At 64.7% G+C, this 18,775-nt stretch carries 19 protein-coding genes; 10 read left to right on the top strand and 9 right to left on the bottom strand.

Annotation, left to right across the window (positions count from 1 at the left end; translation table 11 throughout):
• The first annotated feature begins 26 nt into the window (after nt 1-26).
• Nucleotides 27-524: a PH domain-containing protein gene (locus tag ACL02S_RS08325; protein ID WP_412801746.1), complete on the top strand. Its 498-nt coding sequence runs from the start codon at nt 27-29 to the stop codon at nt 522-524.
• A gap of 29 nt (nt 525-553) precedes the next feature.
• On the top strand, nt 554-2,251 hold the full coding sequence (locus ACL02S_RS08320) for a PH domain-containing protein (protein WP_412801745.1): 1,698 nt from the start codon (nt 554-556) through the stop codon (nt 2,249-2,251).
• A gap of 57 nt (nt 2,252-2,308) precedes the next feature.
• Here ACL02S_RS08320 and ACL02S_RS08315 read toward each other — a convergent pair whose 3' ends face one another.
• The 5 genes from ACL02S_RS08315 to typA form a co-directional block, all read right to left on the bottom strand.
• The gene (locus ACL02S_RS08315) at nt 2,309-2,737 is read right to left on the bottom strand and encodes a hypothetical protein (RefSeq protein WP_412801744.1); all 429 of its coding nucleotides are present in this window, start codon (nt 2,735-2,737) and stop codon (nt 2,309-2,311) included.
• Nucleotides 2,734-2,892 (bottom strand): hypothetical protein, encoded by a 159-nt coding sequence (locus ACL02S_RS08310; protein WP_412801743.1) that lies wholly within the window; start codon nt 2,890-2,892, stop codon nt 2,734-2,736. The genes ACL02S_RS08315 and ACL02S_RS08310 overlap by 4 nt, the downstream gene beginning before the upstream one ends.
• Before the next feature lie 156 nt (nt 2,893-3,048).
• The gene (gene mshB, locus ACL02S_RS08305) at nt 3,049-3,966 is read right to left on the bottom strand and encodes an N-acetyl-1-D-myo-inositol-2-amino-2-deoxy-alpha-D-glucopyranoside deacetylase (protein ID WP_412801742.1); all 918 of its coding nucleotides are present in this window, start codon (nt 3,964-3,966) and stop codon (nt 3,049-3,051) included.
• Nucleotides 3,948-5,600 carry an ABC transporter family substrate-binding protein gene (locus ACL02S_RS08300; RefSeq protein ID WP_412801741.1) on the bottom strand — a complete coding sequence of 551 codons (1,653 nt, stop codon included), beginning with the start codon at nt 5,598-5,600 and terminating at the stop codon, nt 3,948-3,950. Before ACL02S_RS08300 ends, mshB begins: the two co-directional genes overlap by 19 nt.
• Before the next feature lie 561 nt (nt 5,601-6,161).
• Nucleotides 6,162-8,060 carry a translational GTPase TypA gene (typA, locus tag ACL02S_RS08295; protein WP_412801740.1) on the bottom strand — a complete coding sequence of 633 codons (1,899 nt, stop codon included), beginning with the start codon at nt 8,058-8,060 and terminating at the stop codon, nt 6,162-6,164.
• A 154-nt stretch (nt 8,061-8,214) separates the two neighbouring features.
• Here typA and ACL02S_RS08290 point away from each other — a divergent pair, with 154 nt between their 5' ends.
• Together ACL02S_RS08290 and ACL02S_RS08285 are read left to right on the top strand one after the other, a co-directional pair.
• Nucleotides 8,215-8,391 (top strand): hypothetical protein, encoded by a 177-nt coding sequence (locus tag ACL02S_RS08290; RefSeq protein ID WP_412801739.1) that lies wholly within the window; start codon nt 8,215-8,217, stop codon nt 8,389-8,391.
• Between the two features lie 50 nt (nt 8,392-8,441).
• A complete protein-coding gene (locus ACL02S_RS08285) occupies nt 8,442-8,741 on the top strand; it encodes a 4a-hydroxytetrahydrobiopterin dehydratase (protein WP_412801738.1) in 300 nt (99 codons plus the stop codon).
• A gap of 61 nt (nt 8,742-8,802) precedes the next feature.
• On the opposite strand, the gene ACL02S_RS08280 is transcribed toward ACL02S_RS08285, so the two are convergent.
• The gene (locus ACL02S_RS08280) at nt 8,803-10,032 is read right to left on the bottom strand and encodes a mannosyltransferase (RefSeq protein WP_412801737.1); all 1,230 of its coding nucleotides are present in this window, start codon (nt 10,030-10,032) and stop codon (nt 8,803-8,805) included.
• Nucleotides 10,033-10,353: 321 nt separating this feature from the next.
• Here ACL02S_RS08280 and ACL02S_RS08275 point away from each other — a divergent pair, with 321 nt between their 5' ends.
• Together ACL02S_RS08275 and ACL02S_RS08270 are read left to right on the top strand one after the other, a co-directional pair.
• Nucleotides 10,354-11,133, top strand: a complete 780-nt coding sequence (locus tag ACL02S_RS08275; protein ID WP_412801736.1) for an Rv1157c family protein — start codon at nt 10,354-10,356, stop codon at nt 11,131-11,133.
• A 106-nt stretch (nt 11,134-11,239) separates the two neighbouring features.
• Complete coding sequence (locus tag ACL02S_RS08270; RefSeq protein WP_412802073.1) at nt 11,240-11,587, top strand: hypothetical protein; 348 nt, start codon at nt 11,240-11,242, stop codon at nt 11,585-11,587.
• A gap of 58 nt (nt 11,588-11,645) precedes the next feature.
• Here ACL02S_RS08270 and ACL02S_RS08265 read toward each other — a convergent pair whose 3' ends face one another.
• Together ACL02S_RS08265 and ACL02S_RS08260 are read right to left on the bottom strand one after the other, a co-directional pair.
• On the bottom strand, nt 11,646-12,359 hold the full coding sequence (locus ACL02S_RS08265) for a DUF1906 domain-containing protein (protein ID WP_412801735.1): 714 nt from the start codon (nt 12,357-12,359) through the stop codon (nt 11,646-11,648).
• Between the two features lie 186 nt (nt 12,360-12,545).
• Nucleotides 12,546-13,694 (bottom strand): hypothetical protein, encoded by a 1,149-nt coding sequence (locus ACL02S_RS08260; protein WP_412801734.1) that lies wholly within the window; start codon nt 13,692-13,694, stop codon nt 12,546-12,548.
• Nucleotides 13,695-14,038: 344 nt separating this feature from the next.
• Between ACL02S_RS08260 and ACL02S_RS08255 the strand changes: the two genes are divergently transcribed.
• Genes ACL02S_RS08255 through ACL02S_RS08240 form a run of 4 tightly spaced genes read left to right on the top strand, consistent with a single transcriptional unit; the run spans nt 14,039 to nt 17,613 of the window.
• Nucleotides 14,039-14,689 (top strand): ABC transporter permease, encoded by a 651-nt coding sequence (locus tag ACL02S_RS08255; protein ID WP_412802072.1) that lies wholly within the window; start codon nt 14,039-14,041, stop codon nt 14,687-14,689.
• Nucleotides 14,682-15,884: an ABC transporter ATP-binding protein gene (locus ACL02S_RS08250; RefSeq protein ID WP_412801733.1), complete on the top strand. Its 1,203-nt coding sequence runs from the start codon at nt 14,682-14,684 to the stop codon at nt 15,882-15,884. The genes ACL02S_RS08255 and ACL02S_RS08250 overlap by 8 nt, the downstream gene beginning before the upstream one ends.
• On the top strand, nt 15,881-16,642 hold the full coding sequence (locus ACL02S_RS08245; protein ID WP_412801732.1) for an ABC transporter permease: 762 nt from the start codon (nt 15,881-15,883) through the stop codon (nt 16,640-16,642). The genes ACL02S_RS08250 and ACL02S_RS08245 overlap by 4 nt, the downstream gene beginning before the upstream one ends.
• Nucleotides 16,639-17,613 carry a glycine betaine ABC transporter substrate-binding protein gene (locus ACL02S_RS08240; protein WP_412801731.1) on the top strand — a complete coding sequence of 325 codons (975 nt, stop codon included), beginning with the start codon at nt 16,639-16,641 and terminating at the stop codon, nt 17,611-17,613. The genes ACL02S_RS08245 and ACL02S_RS08240 overlap by 4 nt, the downstream gene beginning before the upstream one ends.
• Before the next feature lie 116 nt (nt 17,614-17,729).
• On the opposite strand, the gene ACL02S_RS08235 is transcribed toward ACL02S_RS08240, so the two are convergent.
• Nucleotides 17,730-18,707, bottom strand: a complete 978-nt coding sequence (locus ACL02S_RS08235) for an antibiotic biosynthesis monooxygenase (protein ID WP_412801730.1) — start codon at nt 18,705-18,707, stop codon at nt 17,730-17,732.
• Nucleotides 18,708-18,775: the final 68 nt, after the last annotated feature.

Below are 18,775 nucleotides of genomic sequence, written 5' to 3'. Positions count from 1 at the left end.
GCACGTAATCGTGCAAACATGACATCATGCCGCAGCTGCGCACGATCATGACCGACCCGGCCTGGCGCCCCAGCCAGAAGGCGAAACTCCTGTGGACCGTACATGCCGTGCTGGCCTGGACGATTCCGTTCGCGGCCCAAATCGTGTGGGCGGTGCTGGACTCCGCGCATCGCGGCTGGCAGCTCACGGTTTTCCTGCTCGCATTGACAGCGGCCGGGCTGAACATAGGCGTGGTGCCGTGGTGGCGGTACGCGGTACACCGCTGGGAGATCACCGACGAGGCTGTGTACACCAGGGTCGGCTGGCTCAATCAGGAGAGCCGGGTAGCACCGATCTCGCGGGTGCAGACCGTGGACACCGAACGTGGACCGCTGGAACGCCTGCTCGGATTGGCGACGGTAACGGTGACGACCGCATCCTCGGCGGGCGCGGTACAGATCAATGCCCTCGATCTGCCGGTGGCCGAGGAAACCGTGCAGCGGCTGACCCGGATCGCCGCCCAGCACCGTGGAGACGCGACGTGAGCGGTCTATCCCGAGGACCGCGGCGCGATATGACCACGCAGAGCTCCGCTCATGCGGGAAAGCACACCATGAGCGAGACAGGCGGCGTACAGGCCGAGCAGCCGTGGCAGCGGCTCGACAAACGGATGCTGTTGGTACACCCTGTCACCGAAACGATCCGATTCATCCCGGTGCTTATCGGCTCGGTGATCCTCAGCACCAGTAGCGACAACCCCCTGGCGAGCATTATCGCGCTACCACTGATCGTCGGGCTCGCTCTCACCCGCTGGCTCACCACGACGTATCGGGTGGGGCCAACGCACGTCGAATTGCGTACCGGGTTGTTACAGCGCAAGAAACTGTCGGTGCCGCGGCCGCGGATCCGGTCGGTTGACATCGAGGCCAGCCTGCTGCACCGGGTGCTCGGTCTCGCGGTACTGGCGATCGGGACGGGGCAGCAAGCCGAATCGGAGGAACAGTTCAAGCTCGACGCCTTGGACGCGCGTGTCGTACCCCAGTTGCGTGCCACGCTGCTCGCGCATACGACAGATCCGACAGAAGAGGAATTCGAGAAACAGAAGAATCCGCTGGAGAATGCCTCGGGCGAAGCAACGGCAAGGCGAACTCCTGCACACGAGATCGGGCATTGGACTCCGGCATGGGTGCGCTACGCTCCGCTATCGCTGACCGGCTTCGCGATCGTCGTACCGATCATCGGGATCGCGTTCCAATACGGACTCGGTGAACTCGCATTCCGATCGGATGTGATGGCAGATATAGAAGACGGTGGCGTCTTCGTTCTTGTGCTGACCGTGGCCGTCTTGTTGTCCGCCACTATTGCGCTGGTCAGCGCCGCGACCTGCGCAGACTATCTGGCCACCTATTTCGGGCTGCGAGTCGTCGATAACGGCAAGACTTTGCAGCTGCGGCACGGCCTGTTCACCACCCGCCAGATCACCCTCGACCTGGCCCGGCTGCGTGGAGCGACAGTGAAGCAACCGCTGCTGCTGCGCTTGGCCGGCGGCGCCGAACTGGAGGCGATCATGACCGGCGAGAATCCGTGCCAGACAATCCTGCCGAAGGCCCCGCGCGCCGCGGTCGAACATACCCTGAGCCATCTGCTCGCCCCGGTCGATATACGCGCCGATGCTATTGCGGCTCGACCGGACGCGATTGCCGATGGCGCGAACGCGGCCGGCGCGCACGCATTCACGGCGCCGGCCAGCGCGCCGCTGATCACGCACGGCTCGGCCGCCCGGCGGCGCAGGTACACCCGGGCTCTGGCACCGGTAGCTGTGATCGCTGCGGTGCTGGCAGGCATTTCGCTTACCGGACAGAACTATTCACCATGGTGGTGGCTGATACCAGGCATTGCCCTACCCGCCGCGCTCGCGCTGGCGGAAGACCGCTACCGTGGCCTCGGGCACACGGTACTTCCCCGCACGAGTATCAGCCCGACCTGGTTGATCACCCAGTCCGGCTCGCTCGACCGGAGCAGAGACTGCCTGGAAGCACCCGGTGTAATCGGCTGGACCGTACGCCAGACCTTCTTCCAACGGCGAGCCGGAGTAGCCACAGTGGTGGCGGCGACCGCCGCGGGCAAGAAGCGCTATTCGGTGGTCGACATCCGCCTCGCCGAAGCATGGGAGCTCATCGAGTCCGTCACACCGGGGCGGCTCGGCCACCGCCTGCCCGCCGAGCACCCCGGCGGCACTGAGCGGTGGCCGAACCACGGCGAAAACCACTGACCGCCGCACCCTGCGCCGGGCCTGCCGCTCTCCCGGCCCCGCCACCGAGCATCCAGCTCAGCCCCGGCTGAAGAGATGTGCGTTCACCTGGAAGTAGATATATACCAAGGGTGGAACTATTCCGCAGAAGAGCAGCAATACGGTAGGCCACGCCGGGCTGAGCAGAAGGTCACCACCGGGTCCGGTGCTCACACACACCAAGAACCCCAACGCCCAGGCGACCACAGGAAGCCCCATAGCGGCGGTACACGAGCTGAGCGACCGCATACCCGCGACAAGCAGAACATTCACCGCGCCTGCCACCGGAGCGGAAACCGGGAAGGCGATCGCGCCGAGATAGGTCGGCAGATACAGCACCTCTAATGACAGCGTGAGCAGAGCATTCAGCACGAGGACACCGGCGATCACCGCATTGAGCACCGGGCCGAAGCGGTGCTGTGCGGTGCCGGATTTTCCGGAGACGTGGTCGTCGAGCTCCGTCGTCACGGTACCGGCGGGTAGCCGAGGAGGGTCAACAGGTTGCTCTGCATCTCGGCGAACGCGTGCAGCGCCGAAATGTACAGATCGTGTTGCTCCTGCCAATACGGCTTCATACTGTCCACGAACGCCACGATCGCGTCCTGGAGTTCCCAGTTGTACATGGTGCCGAGTCTATTCCGGTCCGATCGCGCGTTCCCGCACCCGATCGACAGGAAGGACCACGCCCCGGAATCGAAAGAATCACCGCATCCGGCGAATCGACGAGAGTCATTGCCGGCCGATGGCTCTCGTCGAGTAGCCGAAGAACAGTATCCGGGTCAGACCAAGCCGGCGAACAAGTCGTGTTCCCGCCCATCCGGCCCGAGCGGCCCGAGCCGACCGCGCACCAGGATGAAGTGCTCTTCCGGCAATATCGGCTGCGCGATGTTGTTCGACAGCGCGAATTCCCGTCCGGACGGCGCGACACTGACCTGGGTGGCGTGTGCTCGCAGCGCGGCGCGCTTGGCAGACAGAACCTCGGAGACGTCGAGAACGGTGGTTACCGTGTGGCTCGGCACGCACGCCAGCTCCTCCGGGCCGGGCAGACGCCAACCGGGTGGCAGCGCACCTGGCAGCCCCTCGACCGTGCGCTTGGCCAATGCGGTGGTGTGCAGGCGCAGCATATCGGCGTCGGTGACCGTCCAATAGAACTTCGGGGTATCCCAGCCGCGAGCTGCCGCGGCATGCACCGCGGCCGTGGTGATCTCGTGCGCTCGGATGTGGTCGGGGTGGCCGTAACCACCTTTCGGGTCGTAACCGACCACTACCCGCGGACGCAACCGCAACAGCACCTCCGTCAGCGCCAGTACCGCCTCGTCTCCGGAGCGGGTGAACGCCATCGGCTTGTTCGCCTGCCCCGGAGACGAGGGGGCGGTGCCTGCCATTCCGGAGTCACGCCAGCGTCCAGCACCACCGAGAAAGCACGGGGGGCCCGCGTCGAGCTCCGCGAGCGCGCGGGTCAGCTCCGAGATCCGGTAGCCGCCGAGTTGGTCGGCGTGCTGTGCGGCCAAGAACGCCCACTCATCCCCGATTACCTCGCCTTCCTCACCGAGAGTGCAGGTGAGCACGGTGACCGGCACACCACGACGGCGGTACTGCGCGATCGTCCCTCCAGTGGTGATGGATTCGTCGTCCGGATGCGCGTGGACCAGCAGCAGGCCACCCGGTGCCGCCACGGTCACGGAATCCTGCGCCACATAGCCGCGTCACCGAAAATACCGGCCTGAATGGCACCGCTGAGCGAGGCACCATCCACTCTGGGACCGGCGGCGGCGACCACGTTGTCCTGCACTATCGGCAGCACCGTCGCCATGGACCACAGTTGGGGCTCGATATCGGCGAGCACCGAGTCCACGTCGATACCACGCAGCGCCGCATCGATCGCGGGTTGCAGAGCTGGATCGCACACCCCGGACAGGTTGCTCGGTGCACGCTGCGCCGCCTCCGTCATGGCCTGCACGGCGCCCGTGGCCGCTTCTGCCGGTGGCGGGCAGCCATAGCGGGATGCCAGCACCGTCGCGGGATCCGAACCGGCCACCTCCCAGCCGACAATCGCGTCGACAGTGCCTTCGATCAGTTTCTCGCCGTACAGCTCCTCGGCATCGAGGCTGCGTACTGTGGCATCTATCCCCGCGCTACGCAGCTGGTCGGCAGCGGTATGCGCCACCGCGAGCGCGGTGGCGTCCCTGTTGACCGCACCGATGCGCACGGTCAACGGCTCGCCGTCCTTGACGATGGTGCGTGGCTGTGGTGCGGGTGAGGTCTGCGACAGCATCGGAGGCGGCTCCGGCGCCCGGTTGTACCCGGCCGCGGCGAGTAGCGCGAATGCCTCGTCCTCGGAGGGGCGCGGTGGCGCGGTCGGCACATAGCCGGGATCGGACGGCGCGAGGACTTGAGCGCGCGCCGGTTCCACCCAGTTCCCTGTCTGCGCACCGACCGTCGCGAGCAGGACCGGGTCGAGTAATGCCAGCACACCGGCACGGACCTGTGGATCGCTCAGCTCGCCTACACGTCCGTTGAGCACCAGTTGCAGCACCCGTGACTGTGGCATGATCGCGGTCCGCACCGAGGGAATCGCCCCCAGCTGCGCCTGAGTCGCCACTCCCCCGTGCACCAGAGCCATCTGCACATCACCGGTGCGCAACGAACCCGCCAGTTGCGCGGTAGTACCGGCCCGGCGCAACAGGATCTGGCCCGGTATGGCCGGCGTACCCCAGAAGCGATCGTTACGTTCCAGCAGCATCTCGTCGCGACCGGGGTCCGCCGAGCGGATGCCGAACGGCCCCCCGGAAACCCGGACCCCGTTGACCTGACCGTTCATTCCTCTGGTGAACCCGCCTGGCGCATCCTTCAGCAGATGGGACGGCAGCAGATTGGTGAACAACTCACGCCAGCCGGGGTAGGGCTGCGACATCACCACGGTGACCGTCTTGCCCCCCGCCGACGAACCCACATCCGAGATCAACCGATAACCGGCCGGATCCACAACCCCCGGTTCGGAAATCATCTCCTGCCAGAGGTAATGGAAGTCCTCTGCCGCGATAGGCGCTCCGTCCGACCAGGATGCCTCGTTGCGCAACGTGTAGGTGATGGTGAACGGCTCCTGCGCGGTCACATCGGCCGAGAGCAGCAACGACGCATCCGGCACCCAGACCGTCGCACCCGGTATGTCCGGACTCGGCACCGGCCGGAACGGACTCGGCAGCACCAGCGAAGCGATCGCGGCGGTGGCAGTGGATTGGTCCGAACGAAGATGCGGGTTGAAAGCCGTGCCCACCGTGTCCAAGGCGACGACCACAGTGCTTTCCACCGGTTCCATCGGTGTGGACATCGGGCTATCGGTGCTTTCGATGGGCGGCGGCGGATTAGCCGCACAGCTGCTGATCAGCGTCAGCGCTGCCACAGCCGGCAACAATGTGCGCCACGTCGCGCGTTTTCCTGCGCCCACTTTCACGTTCGGGAACTCTACCGTATGGCCGAGTTCGACCGCAGATTCGCGCTCTTACGAACGAATCTCCGGATCGAGCGATACCCACGGAGAAGAATTCGGAGCCCGCCGCAGCGGCATAGCCATTCACCCAAGAATCCCTTGCCTATCAAGCTGTCTCGACAGATACCAGGACCACAGGTGTGCTGAACAAGACCGACCGGCCAGTGCGTAATTCCGCTGCTTCCAGAAAGGAAACGAAAGCAAGAATTCACTCGGGGATTAACCGGAGAACGAGATATCCGTTGCACGGAGGCCGCCTGCGAAACAGACGAAAACCCCATCCGAAGAAGAGCCTCCGACCGTATTGTGATTTCGGTAACCAATTCTCGGGTGGCCGCGGTGAATTACCGGGCCGGAAACCGGCGCCCCACGGGGACACCGGTTTCCACCTTACCGAAGTGACTACAGGGCCGCGCGATCGCGGGCCTTACGCCGGGACAGTTCACGCGCGCGCTCGTTCTGGCCGAGGATCACCTTACGCACCCGGACCACCTCCGGAGTGACCTCGACGCACTCGTCGGCGGCGCAGAACTCCATCGCGCCTTCCAGATCCAGGGGCAGCGGCTTGGCCAGCGTCTCGATCACATCAGCGGTCGAGCTGCGCATATTGGTCAGCTTCTTCTCCCTGGTGACATTGATATCGAGATCCTCGGCACGCGGATTGACACCGACGACATGGCCCTCGTAGGTGTCCGTGCCCGGCTCGACGAAGAACTGGCCACGGTCGGCCAGTTGGATCATGGCGAACGGCGTCACCGTGCCCGACCGGTCGGATACCAGCGAGCCGGTATGCCTGGCCCGGATCTCCCCCGCCCACTGGGCGTAACCGTGCGACACCGCATTCGCGATACCGGTACCGCGGGTCTCGGTGAGGAAATCGGTGCGGAAACCGATCAAACCGCGCGAGGGGACGATGAACTCCATTCGCACCCAGCCCGCGGCATGGTTGTTCATCTGCACCATCTTGCCCTTGCGTGCCGCCATCAACTGCGTGATCGCGCCGAGATATTCTTCGGGACAATCGATGGTCAGCTCTTCATACGGCTCGTGCACCTTGCCGTCCACCTGCTTGGTGACCACCTGCGGCTTGCCGACGGTGAGCTCGAAGCCCTCCCTGCGCATGGTCTCCACCAGGATGGCCAGCGCCAGTTCACCTCGGCCCTGCACCTCCCAGGCATCAGGGCGGCCGATGTCGAGCACGCGCAAGGACACGTTACCGACCAGTTCCTGATCCAACCGCGACTTCACCATGCGGGCGGTCAGCTTATGGCCCTGCACCCGACCGACCAGCGGCGAGGTGTTGGTTCCGATGGTGACCGAGATAGCGGGCTCATCGACGGTGATACGGGGCAGCGCGACAGGGTTGTCGATATCGGCGAGCGTATCGCCGATCATGATGTCCGGGATACCCGCGATGGCGACGATATCGCCCGCCCCGGCGACTTCGCCCGGCTGCCGCTGGACACCGACTGTCTGCAGCAACTCGGTGATCTTCACCTGCTTGACACCATCGGCGTGCATCCACGCGACGCTCTGCCCCTTGCGCAGCTCGCCATTGTGCACACGGACCAACGCGAGGCGGCCGAGGAATGCCGAGGCATCGAGGTTGGTGACGTGCGCCTGTAGTGGCGCGGTCGGATCGCCCTTCGGCGCGGGAATGTTCTGCAGCAGCACATCGAACAACGCGTCGAGATTCTCCGCGTCCGGCGCGTTACCGTTCTCCGGACGCACCTTGGACGCCTTGCCTTCCCGGCCGGAGGCGTACAGCACCGGCAGATCGAGCGCGAGCTCGGCGGCCTCGGCGGCCGCGTCGTCCAAGTCGGAGGCCAGATCGAGCAACAGATCGTGGCTTTCCTCGACCACTTCTTCGATACGGGCGTCCGGCCGGTCTGTCTTGTTCACCACCAAGATCACCGGCAACGAGGCGGCCAGGGCCTTGCGCAGGACGAACCGGGTCTGCGGCAACGGCCCCTCGGAGGCGTCGACCAGTAGTACGACGCCGTCGACCATGGACAGACCGCGCTCCACCTCGCCGCCGAAATCGGCGTGCCCCGGGGTATCGATCACGTTGATCACGGTGACCGAGCCATCGGGATGGTGGCGGTGCACCGCCGTGTTCTTGGCGAGAATGGTGATGCCCTTCTCGCGCTCCAGATCGCCGGAATCCATCACCCGATCAACGAGCTCGTCCCGTTCAGCGAACGCGCCCGATTGGCGCAGCATGGCGTCGACCAGAGTCGTCTTGCCGTGGTCGACGTGGGCCACAATGGCGACGTTGCGAAAATCGCGTGCAGACGACACGCCTGAATCCTCCTGCTGTTCGGTATTGGTGCCCGCCGACCCCTACAAACAGGTGGAGAATCGAAACTCACCGGGTATCGCGGCCAGCTACACCCTACCGGCAGTCCGGTTCGAGCAACGTTCCAGCCTTTGTACTAAGGGTATGCTAACCATCGTGGGCAAGGTCAAAGCGAAGCAGGTTTCGAGCCTGAAACCGAAGAAGAAGTGCTGCCGGAAGAAGAAGCGCTGCTTGAAGTGCCCCGTCGTGATCATGCGGATGAAGAAGTGCGAAGCCGCGGGAATCCGCGGTAAGGATCTCAAGAAGGCACTCGAGCAGGCCCGCGCTGCCTGACCCCGCCGCCACCGACATCGGGGCGGCCAGAGGCGAGAGGAAGCAGTGTCATGACGCAGCAAACCGTACTCTCCGACACCGAAATCACCGAGGCGCTCACCGAGCTGCCGGAGTGGGAGCGATCAGGCGACAATCTGGTCCGCACTACCCGAGCGGCCACGTTCCCCGCTGGTATCGAACTCGTGCGCCGAGTCGCCGCGGCCGCGGAGGTCGCCGATCACCACCCGGACATCGATATCCGTTGGCGCACGATCAGGTTCGCACTGTCCACCCACTCCGCAGGCGGGATCACCCCGCTGGACGTGGCGCTGGCTCATGAGATAGATCGCCTCATAACACAATCCAGCTGACCGGAGCCCTCCGTGGCCACGCAAGCTCCTACCTCCGGGCTCGACCGCGCGGGGCTGAAACCTATGCGCCCCGCACGGAGCCCTCCGTGGCCACGCGCACTCCCTCCTCCTGGCCTGACCGTGCGGAGTGTGAACCACACCAGATCACCCAGAGATAGAACAGCACGACGCCGAGCACGTCGACAGTGCCGAGCCAGGCCAGCACGCCAGGACGCGAGATCGTCCAGATCGTCTCCTGGAAGAACGACAGTACCCATGGAACCCCGACCAGAGCGGTCACCAACCAGAATCCGATCACGAATCGGACACCTGGCGCCGAACGCAGCGGTCCGTAGACCAACCACAGCACGACGGGAAGCAGCCATACCCAGTGATGTGACCAGGAGATGGGCGAGATCATCAGCCCGAACAGTTGCACCACGATCAGCGTGCCGAGCCGGTCCTCCGACCCGAGCGCGCGCCAGGCCAGATATGCCAGCACCGCGACCACGAGGACAGCCGCTATCCACCACAGGCCGGACTCCACGTCGTAGCCGCGCAGCCGGCTCAGCGCACCGCGCAACGACTGGTTCCACACCGAACCGACCGGTCCGATCCGATCGGCATCACCGAGCAGGGTGCCGAAGTACCTTCGTACCGCATTCGGCGCGATCACGAAGCTCAGCCCTACTGTCATGCCGAAAACCAGTGCCGACCACACCACGGTCGACCACCGCCGCCTGGCGAGGAAGTACAGACCGGTGATCGCGGGCGTCAACTTGATACCGGCGACGATCCCTACCAGCCCGCCGGAGATCCACCACCGGGAACTGCGTACCGCGAGCATCCCCGCGAGCATGAGGAACACGTTGACCTGGCCGTAATCCAATGTGGTCCGCACCGGTTCCAGCCACAGTCCCAGCGCGGTCCAGGCCGCTGTCACCGCCCGCCACCGCGAGGTGCGCAAGGTCTGCGCACCGAGCATGAGTTCGAGGCTGATGTACACCACCGCGTAGAGCGCAGCGACGACCGCGAATAACCAGGCGATCGCGACGACGGTGAACGGCAGATAGTGCAACGGGAAGAACATGACTGCCGCGAACGGCGGATAGGTGAACGGGAGCGGAAAGTCCGGCGTCTTCGCGGCATAGGTGAAGTCGTAGAGCCCGCCGGTCGACAACGCGGACGATCCATCGACGTAGACGTGCAGGTCGACGAGATTCATCCCGTTCTGGGAGAACAGCATCCAGAGCAACCTCGCCAGCACGGACAGACCGAGCACCGGCACGGCCCATCGGAGGTAACGGTTCACATCGCTGGCTTTCGGCTAGGGCGCGTCGGTTCGACATCCCGGACCGCAGGGTGTTCTTCGGCGACGGCACGGACGGATGGCACGGATAGATTAACCGCCGCGCCGATCGGCTCGGCGCCACCCTCGAATCATCGATAACATTTGCATCAATTATCACACCAGCAACATCGCGGGCGCACTCCTGTCTGCTAAACACGGATCGTCCACATAGATTTCGGCCCTATAGCTGTACACGTAGCCGTATTGTCCCTAGAGTGACCCCGAATCGATGTCACTTCGCAATCGAACCCTGATGTACCCGAGGTAAGGACGGCCAGACCAGTGCTTCGCACCCGAGGAACGCGGATCGCATTGTCCGCATTCGCCATCGTGGCGAGTGCCACGCTCGCCGCGCCGACGACAGCAATCGCGGCCCCCGCCCCCGCGGCGACAACCTACAGCGTTCCGATGGTCCCTGAGGGCGTTCCGGTGGACGCTCTGGCCGCGTTGGCGCCTGTTATCGCCCAAGCCATCTCCACTCCGGCGAATATCGCCGACCCGAAGATGATGATCCTGGACCAGGCACGCCAGCTACTGGCGGTCCTGAACCTGCCGCCGCAGATCGAGGCGACGCTGGAACGGATCATCACCTTCCTCGACGGCAGCGGCGGTGGGGGCCCCGAGCTGCCGCAGGACGGCCCGCCGATCGCGCAGTTCCTGTATCCGACCATCGGTAAGGGATGCATCGGCCCGACCTCGGACTCGGTGGGTACCGCACTGGCCGTACCGGGTCCGGCGACTCTGCCTCCGCCCAGCCCCTCGGCCGGTCAGGCCGGATTCGTGTTCACCGCGCTCGGCACCAAAGCGCCGACGCCGGTGCAGAATCCGCCGATGACGGTGCAGTGGCTGAACGTGGACACCATGCAGTCCGGCGCCAAGCAGTTGACCGACGAAGCGAAGATCAACCCGGACGGCCCCGCCACCTTGTCCGCGGTCGCCGATACCGGTTCCGGTCGGATCGTCGCGGTGATCTCCGGCTCGCTGACCACTCAGGCCGACCCCGAAACCGCACCTCGGACCTGTTCCTTCGCGCCGACGCTCGGATTCTTCACGGTCGCCTGAGCTTTCGGTCGTCGACTACCGGGGCAGGTCGAGGGAACGAATCTGTCGCGATGCCATGTGTTGGCGCGGGAACTGTGATAAACCGCTAACCATGACAGGCCTCACCATGACAGGCATCGATCGTCCAGAGCATTCGATCCGGAGCAGAAAATCGCACCGATCGATTCTGTCGATCCGTTCCGAAGGGTCGATTCTATCGATCGGCTCGGCCTACTCGATTCTGTCGATCGGCAGCGTCGGGTCGGTGCTGTCGATCGGGTCGGCGGGGTCGTTCGGGTCAGCGATCTCGGCGTTCTCGTTCAGCAGCCTGGGTTCGGCCTTTTCCGGCTTGTCCCGGTGGTCGCTGTTCTCCTGGCTCGGCGACCGTACGGCGCCAGAGAGTCGTCCCGCGCTGCGTGTCGTCCCAGACGAGCCCGACCTGCGCGTGGCACCGCTGAGCCACTGGCAGACCTAGCCAGTGGCGGCGGTGTACGGCCGCCGCCCGGTCGGCCGCGCCCGACAGAGAACACCGATCACCATTGCCCGTACTGCGGTGTCAGGATGGTATTCAGATCGATGCCGACACCGTCGACGGATTGTTTATCGATCTCGAACTGGTGCAAATGCGCGGCAGGGTGGACGAACCCCTTCGGGGTACCCCAATTGTGCTGCCAGTACCAGGAACCGAGTCCGGCGGCATCGGCCGATCCGATGGTCGGGGTATTCGCGTAGACGCCAGTGCGCTCCTTGCCGAGCACCGCGTGCCAGCCCAGGAGATACGGCGCGATCATGGCAGCGAATTCAGCCGCGGAAGGATTGTCGTCGATAGAGGCGTAGATCGGCACATTATCCGGGCCACCTGCCGCACGGTGCAGTTCGAGGCCGCGCTCAGCGTGCCGCTTACCCGCCTCCAATCCACCGCGCCAGTCCGCGGTCGGGCCCTTGCCGAACTGGTAACAGGAAACGATCTGCAGCCCGGCCGCCCGCAACTGCTCGACCTCCCCCGCCAGCAGCGGCTTGCCCGTCATCCACTGGGCTCCCGGCCTGCGATCGGAGACGTAGCGGATCACACCGAGATAGCCCGCTTCCTTGATCGCCGCGGCGGAGGGAACTCCACCGGCGTAGTCGATCAGGGTGCCGTGCACGGGCCTGGCAGCGGCCGGAACCGCAGTGGCGGCCGCACCGACCACGGTCGCAGCGGCCGCATAAGCGAAAAGATCACGTCGAGATACCGAACTGGAACGCATCGTGGACTCCTTCGCGCAACCCCGCATCGGATGGCAGCGTGCCCGGCGCACCTTCCCCATACTTGATGCGCGCCGGGAGCCTCGAACGTGAACCCATTCCACCACATTCACATTGGAACCGCTAGGCCCATGAACCACATACTTCACATTCGTCACATGCTGATCTCCGCGGGGATCGGCGGATGGTCAGGCCACGTCGTTGATGCGCGCGGCGACATCGATGATGCGAGTCGACGGGTCCGCCAATTCCTGGGCTACCACTGCGGCGACTTGCCGTACCACCTGCTTCTTGATCCGCGCGAGCAGACCGAGAACGGCGGCCCGCACACCGTGCGCGGTGAACTCGAGGTAGATGTCGCCGGGATCCGGCGGCACGACATCGATCACCACCAGTAACGGCTCGGCGGCCCGAGCAGTGAGCGCCAACGGCACCTCCAGCTCGGCCTGATAACGATTGACCTTCAACACATCCACGGTGATGTCCAGGCTTATCGGCAAGGTCAGGTCGAACGCGACCGGGCCAGCGGGACGGTCGGTCAGCCGGGGCAGCCTGATCGTGCCATTGACCGTTACGGTCGCACGATCCCGCGGCCCGGTCCGCAACGGCCCGATCTCGATGGGCCTGCCCGTCAAATGCTCCACCGCCTCGTACACCCGGTGCCGCGTCACTATGCGGGTGAAGAACCGGCGACCGAACTCGTCGTATCCGATCCAGTCGAACTGGGTGTTGTCCAGGTACTCCGAACGTGTGTCACCGATCATGGCCTCGATATCGAAGACCAGACCACGACGGGTCTGCGGCTCGGACAACATGGCGTTCACCCTGGCCGCGACCTCGTTCTGCACTATCCCCGCGACCGGGCCGAGCAGCCATTCCCAGGACGATTCCACTGCCCGCGCACGCAGTACGAAGCTGATATCGCGCCGCGTGATCGGCGGAATATCGATGACGATGAGTAACGGGTCGGCAGTGCGAGCGTGCAACGTCAGATCGATCTCGACCCTGGCCTCCAGCTGCAGCTTTTTCCGGCGCAATCGCAGGGTCAACGCGAGTGACACCGGGATGGTGACCTCGAAGGTCACCTGCGGACCACAGCGCAGGACATGGGGAGCGCCTACCTTGCCCTCAGCGGTGAAACTGGCCAGTTTGGCCGGAGCCAGCGAAACCGGGCCGATGGTGATGCCATGGCCGGTCATGCCGGAAACAGCGGCTTCGATCCGGGCCGCGGTCACGGCGTGCGCCACGAAACGCTTGCCGAATTCCGCGTAGTCGATCCAGGCCGGGGCACTGTTCGAATCGTCGATCAGCTGCATCAGTAGTCCCGCAACACTCATCTCTCGGTGGACAGCCGCTACGGTACTCGTCCGGTTGCGGACCATCCGCGTCCACACACCTCAACCCGAATCCCCGTCCTGCCGATGAGGGGGAAGCAGGGCGGGGATCGGTGACGGCGCTGCCGGGCACCGTCACCTCTATGGTAGGACGGTTCGGCCCGCTGTTTAACAGTGCGGAGCGGACCGATCTACCCACCACATCGCCGATCCGCACACTCACCCGTGCGATACCGCCGGTTTCGAGCCGTATCGGTTTCGAGTAGCACGGGGAGGGCATTGCACAGGGGCCGCACTCGCGGGTGGGACAGTTCTCGACCCAACCGGCCGATGGGGAAGGTACAACCCTGGACGCACTGTGGACATTCGTCATGCACCGTCGACACCAGTTGCTTGTCGACTTCACCCTGCATGTCTCCGCTGTGCTGCAGTCGGTGCTGCTGGCCACGGTGATCGCGGTGCTGATCGGGCTCCTGGTGTACCGCAGTCCGCTCGGCTCTTCGCTCGCCACCGCGCTGGCAGGCGCGGTACTGACCATCCCGTCGTTCGCCCTGCTCGGTCTGTTGATCCCGCTACTCGGTCTCGGTGTCGCACCGACCGTCACCGCACTGGTGATATACGCGTTGCTGCCGATCATGCGTAATACCATCATCGGGCTGACCTCGGTGGATCCCGCCGTCACCGACGCGGCGCGTGGAGTCGGGATGAATCGGCTCCGCGTACTCGCCCGCATCGAATTGCCGCTGGCCTGGCCCGCGATCCTGGCCGGGATGCGGGTGAGTACGCAGCTGAGCATGGGCATCCTGGCCATCGCCGCATACGCCAAGGGCCCCGGGCTCGGCAATCTGATCTTCTCCGGGCTCTCCCGTCTCGGCAGCCCCAATGCGGTACCACAGGCCCTGGTCGGCACGATCCTCATCGTCGTGGCCGCACTCGCGCTCGACGGAAGTTATGCCCTGGTCGGACGGCTTACCACAGCGAAAGGAATCCGTGACTGATCGCCGAATCCGTGCCACCGATACCGCCGAACCGATCGTGTCCGGTGTGGAGATCGTGCTCGATTCGGTCACCAAACACTATCCGGGGCATCGCGATCCGGCAGTGGATCGGGTCTCGATGACCATCCCGGCCGGTGCGATCGTTGTACTGGTCGGTCCGTCCGGCTGCGGTAAAACCACCACGATGCGGATGATCAACCGGCTGATCGAGCCGACCTCGGGAACCATAACCATCGATGGGCGAGATGCCGCCGCCATGCATCCTGATCGGCTGCGGCGCGGCATCGGCTACGCGATCCAGCAGGCAGGTCTGTTCCCGCATCTGACGGTCGCGAAGAATATCGCGACCGTACCCCGTCTGATGGGCTGGGACCGGCGGCGCACGGCAGCCAGGGTGGACGAAATGCTCGAGTTGGTCGGTCTCGACCCGGGTACCTTCCGCGACCGTTACCCGCGCGGACTGTCCGGTGGCCAGCAACAACGTGTCGGGGTGGCGCGGGCGTTGGCGGCCGACCCACCCGTACTGCTGATGGATGAGCCGTTCGGCGCGGTCGACCCGATCACCCGGGGGCTACTCCAGGACGAGTTGCTGCGCCTACAAGACGAACTGGGCAAAACAATCGTCTTCGTTACCCACGATTTCACCGAGGCGGTCAAACTGGGCGATCGAATCGCCGTGCTCGGCAACCGATCGAGGATTCTGCAGTACGACACGCCCGTCGCTGTCCTTGCCGCCCCGGCCGACGAGACGGTCGCAGGCTTCATCGGAGTGGATGCCGCCCGCAAACAGCTCATGCTGACCCGGGTCGGGGATGTCGAGCTCGGCCACTGCCCCACCGCCACCGAGCAGGATTCGGTCGAGCGGCTGCGCAGCGCACTCACCGGCCAGGACCGACCATGGGCACTGGTGCTCGACCGACATCGCCGTCCGCGCCGCTGGGTCTCGGTGGAACAGTTGGCCCACGCGGACTCACTGCGTGAGATCGGCTCACCGCCACGGAATACCTTGTCCCTGCAATCGACCCTGCAGGACGCTCTGGAAACACTACTGACTCACCAGAGCGCGATCGCCATCGTCACCGGCGCGCACGGCGAGTACGTGGGACTGATCACGATCAACACCTTGATCGAGCATCTATCAGCTCTCCGCGCGGAACACAGCGCCGACCACACCGCGGTGAACGGCACACCATGACAACCACCGGATCATCCGCCACCCAGCGCAGAGCCGAACGCATCAGGTTGGTCGCCCAGCCTGTTCTCGTGCTCGCCCTCGCCGCCGGTGTGCTCGGGTGGGCATTCGCCAACGACCTCACCGATACCCAGCAGATCAGTCTCAATGCGGGCACCCTGGCGACCGTCACTCGTCAGCACGTACTGATCACCGCCACAGTGGCACTGATCGTGGTCGTGGTGGCCGTCCCGCTCGGCACCCTGCTCACCCGCCCCGGATTCGGCCGTGCGGCGCCGTTGTTCATCGGTATCGCGAATATCGGCGCGGCCGCGCCCGCCATCGGCCTGATCGTGCTGTGCTACCTCGCCACCCGAACCACCGGCTTCTGGGTCGGCGTGGCACCGATCGCGTTCTCCGCACTGCTACCGGTACTACGCAACACCATCCTGGGATACCAGCAGGTGGACCGGTCGCTCATCGACGCGGGACGCGGTCAGGGGATGTCGGCGGCGACGGTGTTGCGCCGTATCGAATTCCCTCTCGCCGTGCCCTACATCCTGGCCGGACTGCGCACCTCACTGGTGCTCGCCGTTGGCACCGCGACACTGGCGTTCCTGGTCAGCGCGGGTGGCCTCGGCATCCTGATCGATACCGGATACAAGTTGCGCGATAACGTCACCCTGACCGTCGGTGCGGTACTCGCTGTCGCACTGGCCCTGCTGGCGGACTGGCTCGGCGCGCTCGCCGAACGATTCCTCGGGCCGAAGGGGCTGGCATGAGGTGGATACGGCGCACGATCGCACTGCTGCTCGGGCTGTTACTGGTGGCCGCATGTGGGCTGGAATCCGGCGGTGCGATACCACTGCAGGTGGGGCCGGGCAGCATCCGCCCGGTACCCGCACTCGACGGAGTGCGCATCACGGTGGGATCGAAGGCCTTCACCGAGCAGCTCATCCTCGGATATCTCATCGAGTTCGCGCTGTCGGCGGCAGGTGCGAGTATCCGTGATCTGACGAATATCCAAGGGTCGAGCAGTATGCGCGATGCGCAGCTACTCGGACAGATCGACCTCGCCTACGACTACACCGGTACCGGCTGGATCACTTACCTCGGCCACGAAACACCGGTGCCAGGCGCGATCCGCCAGTTCCAGGCAGTCCGCGCCGCCGATCTCGTCGAGCACGGCATGCTGTGGACGGCGATGGCGCCGATGAACAACACCTATGCACTGGCGACGAGCACGCAGACCGCGCAGGAGACCGGGGTACGCACCCTGTCGGACTACGCCGGATTGGCCGCTACCGACCCGGACGCGGCGGCGGTGTGTGTCGGCACCGAATTCAATGTCCGACGGGACGGCTTCCCCGGCATGACCCGCGCGTATGGGATAGCAGGCGACAAGATACCCAAGCGGATCGTCCAGGATGCCGTGGTCTACCAGGCCGTCGCGGATGGGACACAATGCCGCTTCGGCTCCGTAAACGCCACCGACGGGCGGATCCCCGCACTGCGTCTCGTCGTACTGCGGGATGACCGCGACTTCTTCCCGAAATACAACGCGGCATTGGTGATGCGGGAGAAATTCGCCGATAAGTATCCGCAGATCACCACGATCATGGAGCCGATCTCGCGACGGCTCACCAATGAGACCATTACCGAGTTGAATCGTCAGGTCGATGTCGATGGACGCGAACCCGCCGAGGTAGCGCGGGACTGGCTGGTTGCCCAGGGGTTCGTCACCATCCGCTGATCAGTCCGATCCGCTGAGCCGAGCGGATCGGACTGCGGACTCGTTCGCCGATAGGTCGCCGCAGAAATGAACAACGACGCGCCTGCTCCGGTCCCGCCTCTCCCGAGTCCGGACCGTCACGAAAAAGCGTGACTGATGAACCCGAAAATCACCAGGGACAGAACCCAGCCCAGTACGATGATCCCGGCTCCGGCGAGTTGCTGGGAAGTCGTACGCACTCGGCTGGGGATAAGCCAGAAAGCCAGGTATCTATTCACCACAGGCATGGCGATCCAGGTCAGGGCCACGACACTGAGAGCGGACTCGACGAACAGCTGAATGAACAAGGGCACCCCGATATCGTCGAGCGCGGCACCAATGTAGTACAGCACCGCGACTATCGGGTAAAGAGCGAGCAGTACCGTGAAAGCCTGCTTCCAGTTGGGGGGAACATCTGAGGTCGCCCCCTTGTCGAAGCGGAACCAACCGCTGAAACTGGACGCGACTTTACGCACCCGGTAAGTGGTGAAATATTGGTGCCCCGCCACCAAATGTTCGGCGTAGACGTCGGATTCCAGCCAATTGTCGAGATGCCCGTGGGTACCGAAACGGATAACCGCGACCCAGCGCTCCTGGACACCGGCCATGGGCTGGAAGACCTCGGAACCCATGAAGCCTGGGAAGGTCCGTGCCGCCGCGAGCGCCTTGTCCCACCAGTATCCGCAATCCCGCTCATGGCCTGGTCGCACTTCGTGCGAGATGATCGCGGTGACGGGTTGCCGGTAGACAGGCGCACCCCCGAGCAGGACATCCTGGATGCGCTGATCGACGATCAGCGCATATCCCTCCTCCAGCAAGGACTTCCGTACGTCCGAACGAAGCCAGGCGGTGAGTTGTTCGGACTGCGCGAATCGGAAGGCGATGACCCACTGGTTGTCCTCGCTGGATTCGGGCGGATGGACTTCCGTCGCCTCATAACCGGTGAATTCGGTTGCCGCGGCGATCACTCTGTCCTGCCAGCGCCGGTATTCCTCGGCCAGGCCGGGGCGAACGTTTACCGACACCATGAGCGTGGCGCCGCCGGATATAGGATCCAGGTCCGCCGAACCCACCATAGGCTCCATCCTCTCTCAGAGGCTTTCATAGCGTCGAAGTACGCGCCTATCGAAGAGACCGGGCGCCA

It is taken from the genome of Nocardia spongicola, from assembly GCF_047200775.1.
Lineage (GTDB): Bacteria > Actinomycetota > Actinomycetes > Mycobacteriales > Mycobacteriaceae > Nocardia.
The sequence above is the reverse complement of the archived record's forward strand: the minus strand, read 5'-3'. Positions and strand labels throughout refer to the sequence as shown.

What these genes read in the sequence shown, in the direction of transcription:
- ACL02S_RS08325 (WP_412801746.1), top strand. Translation starts at nt 27, where the DNA reads ATGCCGCAGCTGCGCACGATCATGACCGACCCGGCCTGGCGCCCCAGC.
- ACL02S_RS08320 (WP_412801745.1), top strand. Translation starts at nt 554, where the DNA reads ATGACCACGCAGAGCTCCGCTCATGCGGGAAAGCACACCATGAGCGAG.
- ACL02S_RS08310 (WP_412801743.1), bottom strand. Translation starts at nt 2,892, where the DNA reads ATGTACAACTGGGAACTCCAGGACGCGATCGTGGCGTTCGTGGACAGT.
- ACL02S_RS08300 (WP_412801741.1), bottom strand. Translation starts at nt 5,600, where the DNA reads ATGTCCACACCGATGGAACCGGTGGAAAGCACTGTGGTCGTCGCCTTG.
- ACL02S_RS08285 (WP_412801738.1), top strand. Translation starts at nt 8,442, where the DNA reads ATGACGCAGCAAACCGTACTCTCCGACACCGAAATCACCGAGGCGCTC.
- ACL02S_RS08270 (WP_412802073.1), top strand. Translation starts at nt 11,240, where the DNA reads ATGACAGGCATCGATCGTCCAGAGCATTCGATCCGGAGCAGAAAATCG.
- ACL02S_RS08265 (WP_412801735.1), bottom strand. Translation starts at nt 12,359, where the DNA reads ATGCGTTCCAGTTCGGTATCTCGACGTGATCTTTTCGCTTATGCGGCC.
- ACL02S_RS08260 (WP_412801734.1), bottom strand. Translation starts at nt 13,694, where the DNA reads ATGAGTGTTGCGGGACTACTGATGCAGCTGATCGACGATTCGAACAGT.
- ACL02S_RS08245 (WP_412801732.1), top strand. Translation starts at nt 15,881, where the DNA reads ATGACAACCACCGGATCATCCGCCACCCAGCGCAGAGCCGAACGCATC.
- ACL02S_RS08240 (WP_412801731.1), top strand. Translation starts at nt 16,639, where the DNA reads ATGAGGTGGATACGGCGCACGATCGCACTGCTGCTCGGGCTGTTACTG.
- ACL02S_RS08235 (WP_412801730.1), bottom strand. Translation starts at nt 18,707, where the DNA reads ATGGTGGGTTCGGCGGACCTGGATCCTATATCCGGCGGCGCCACGCTC.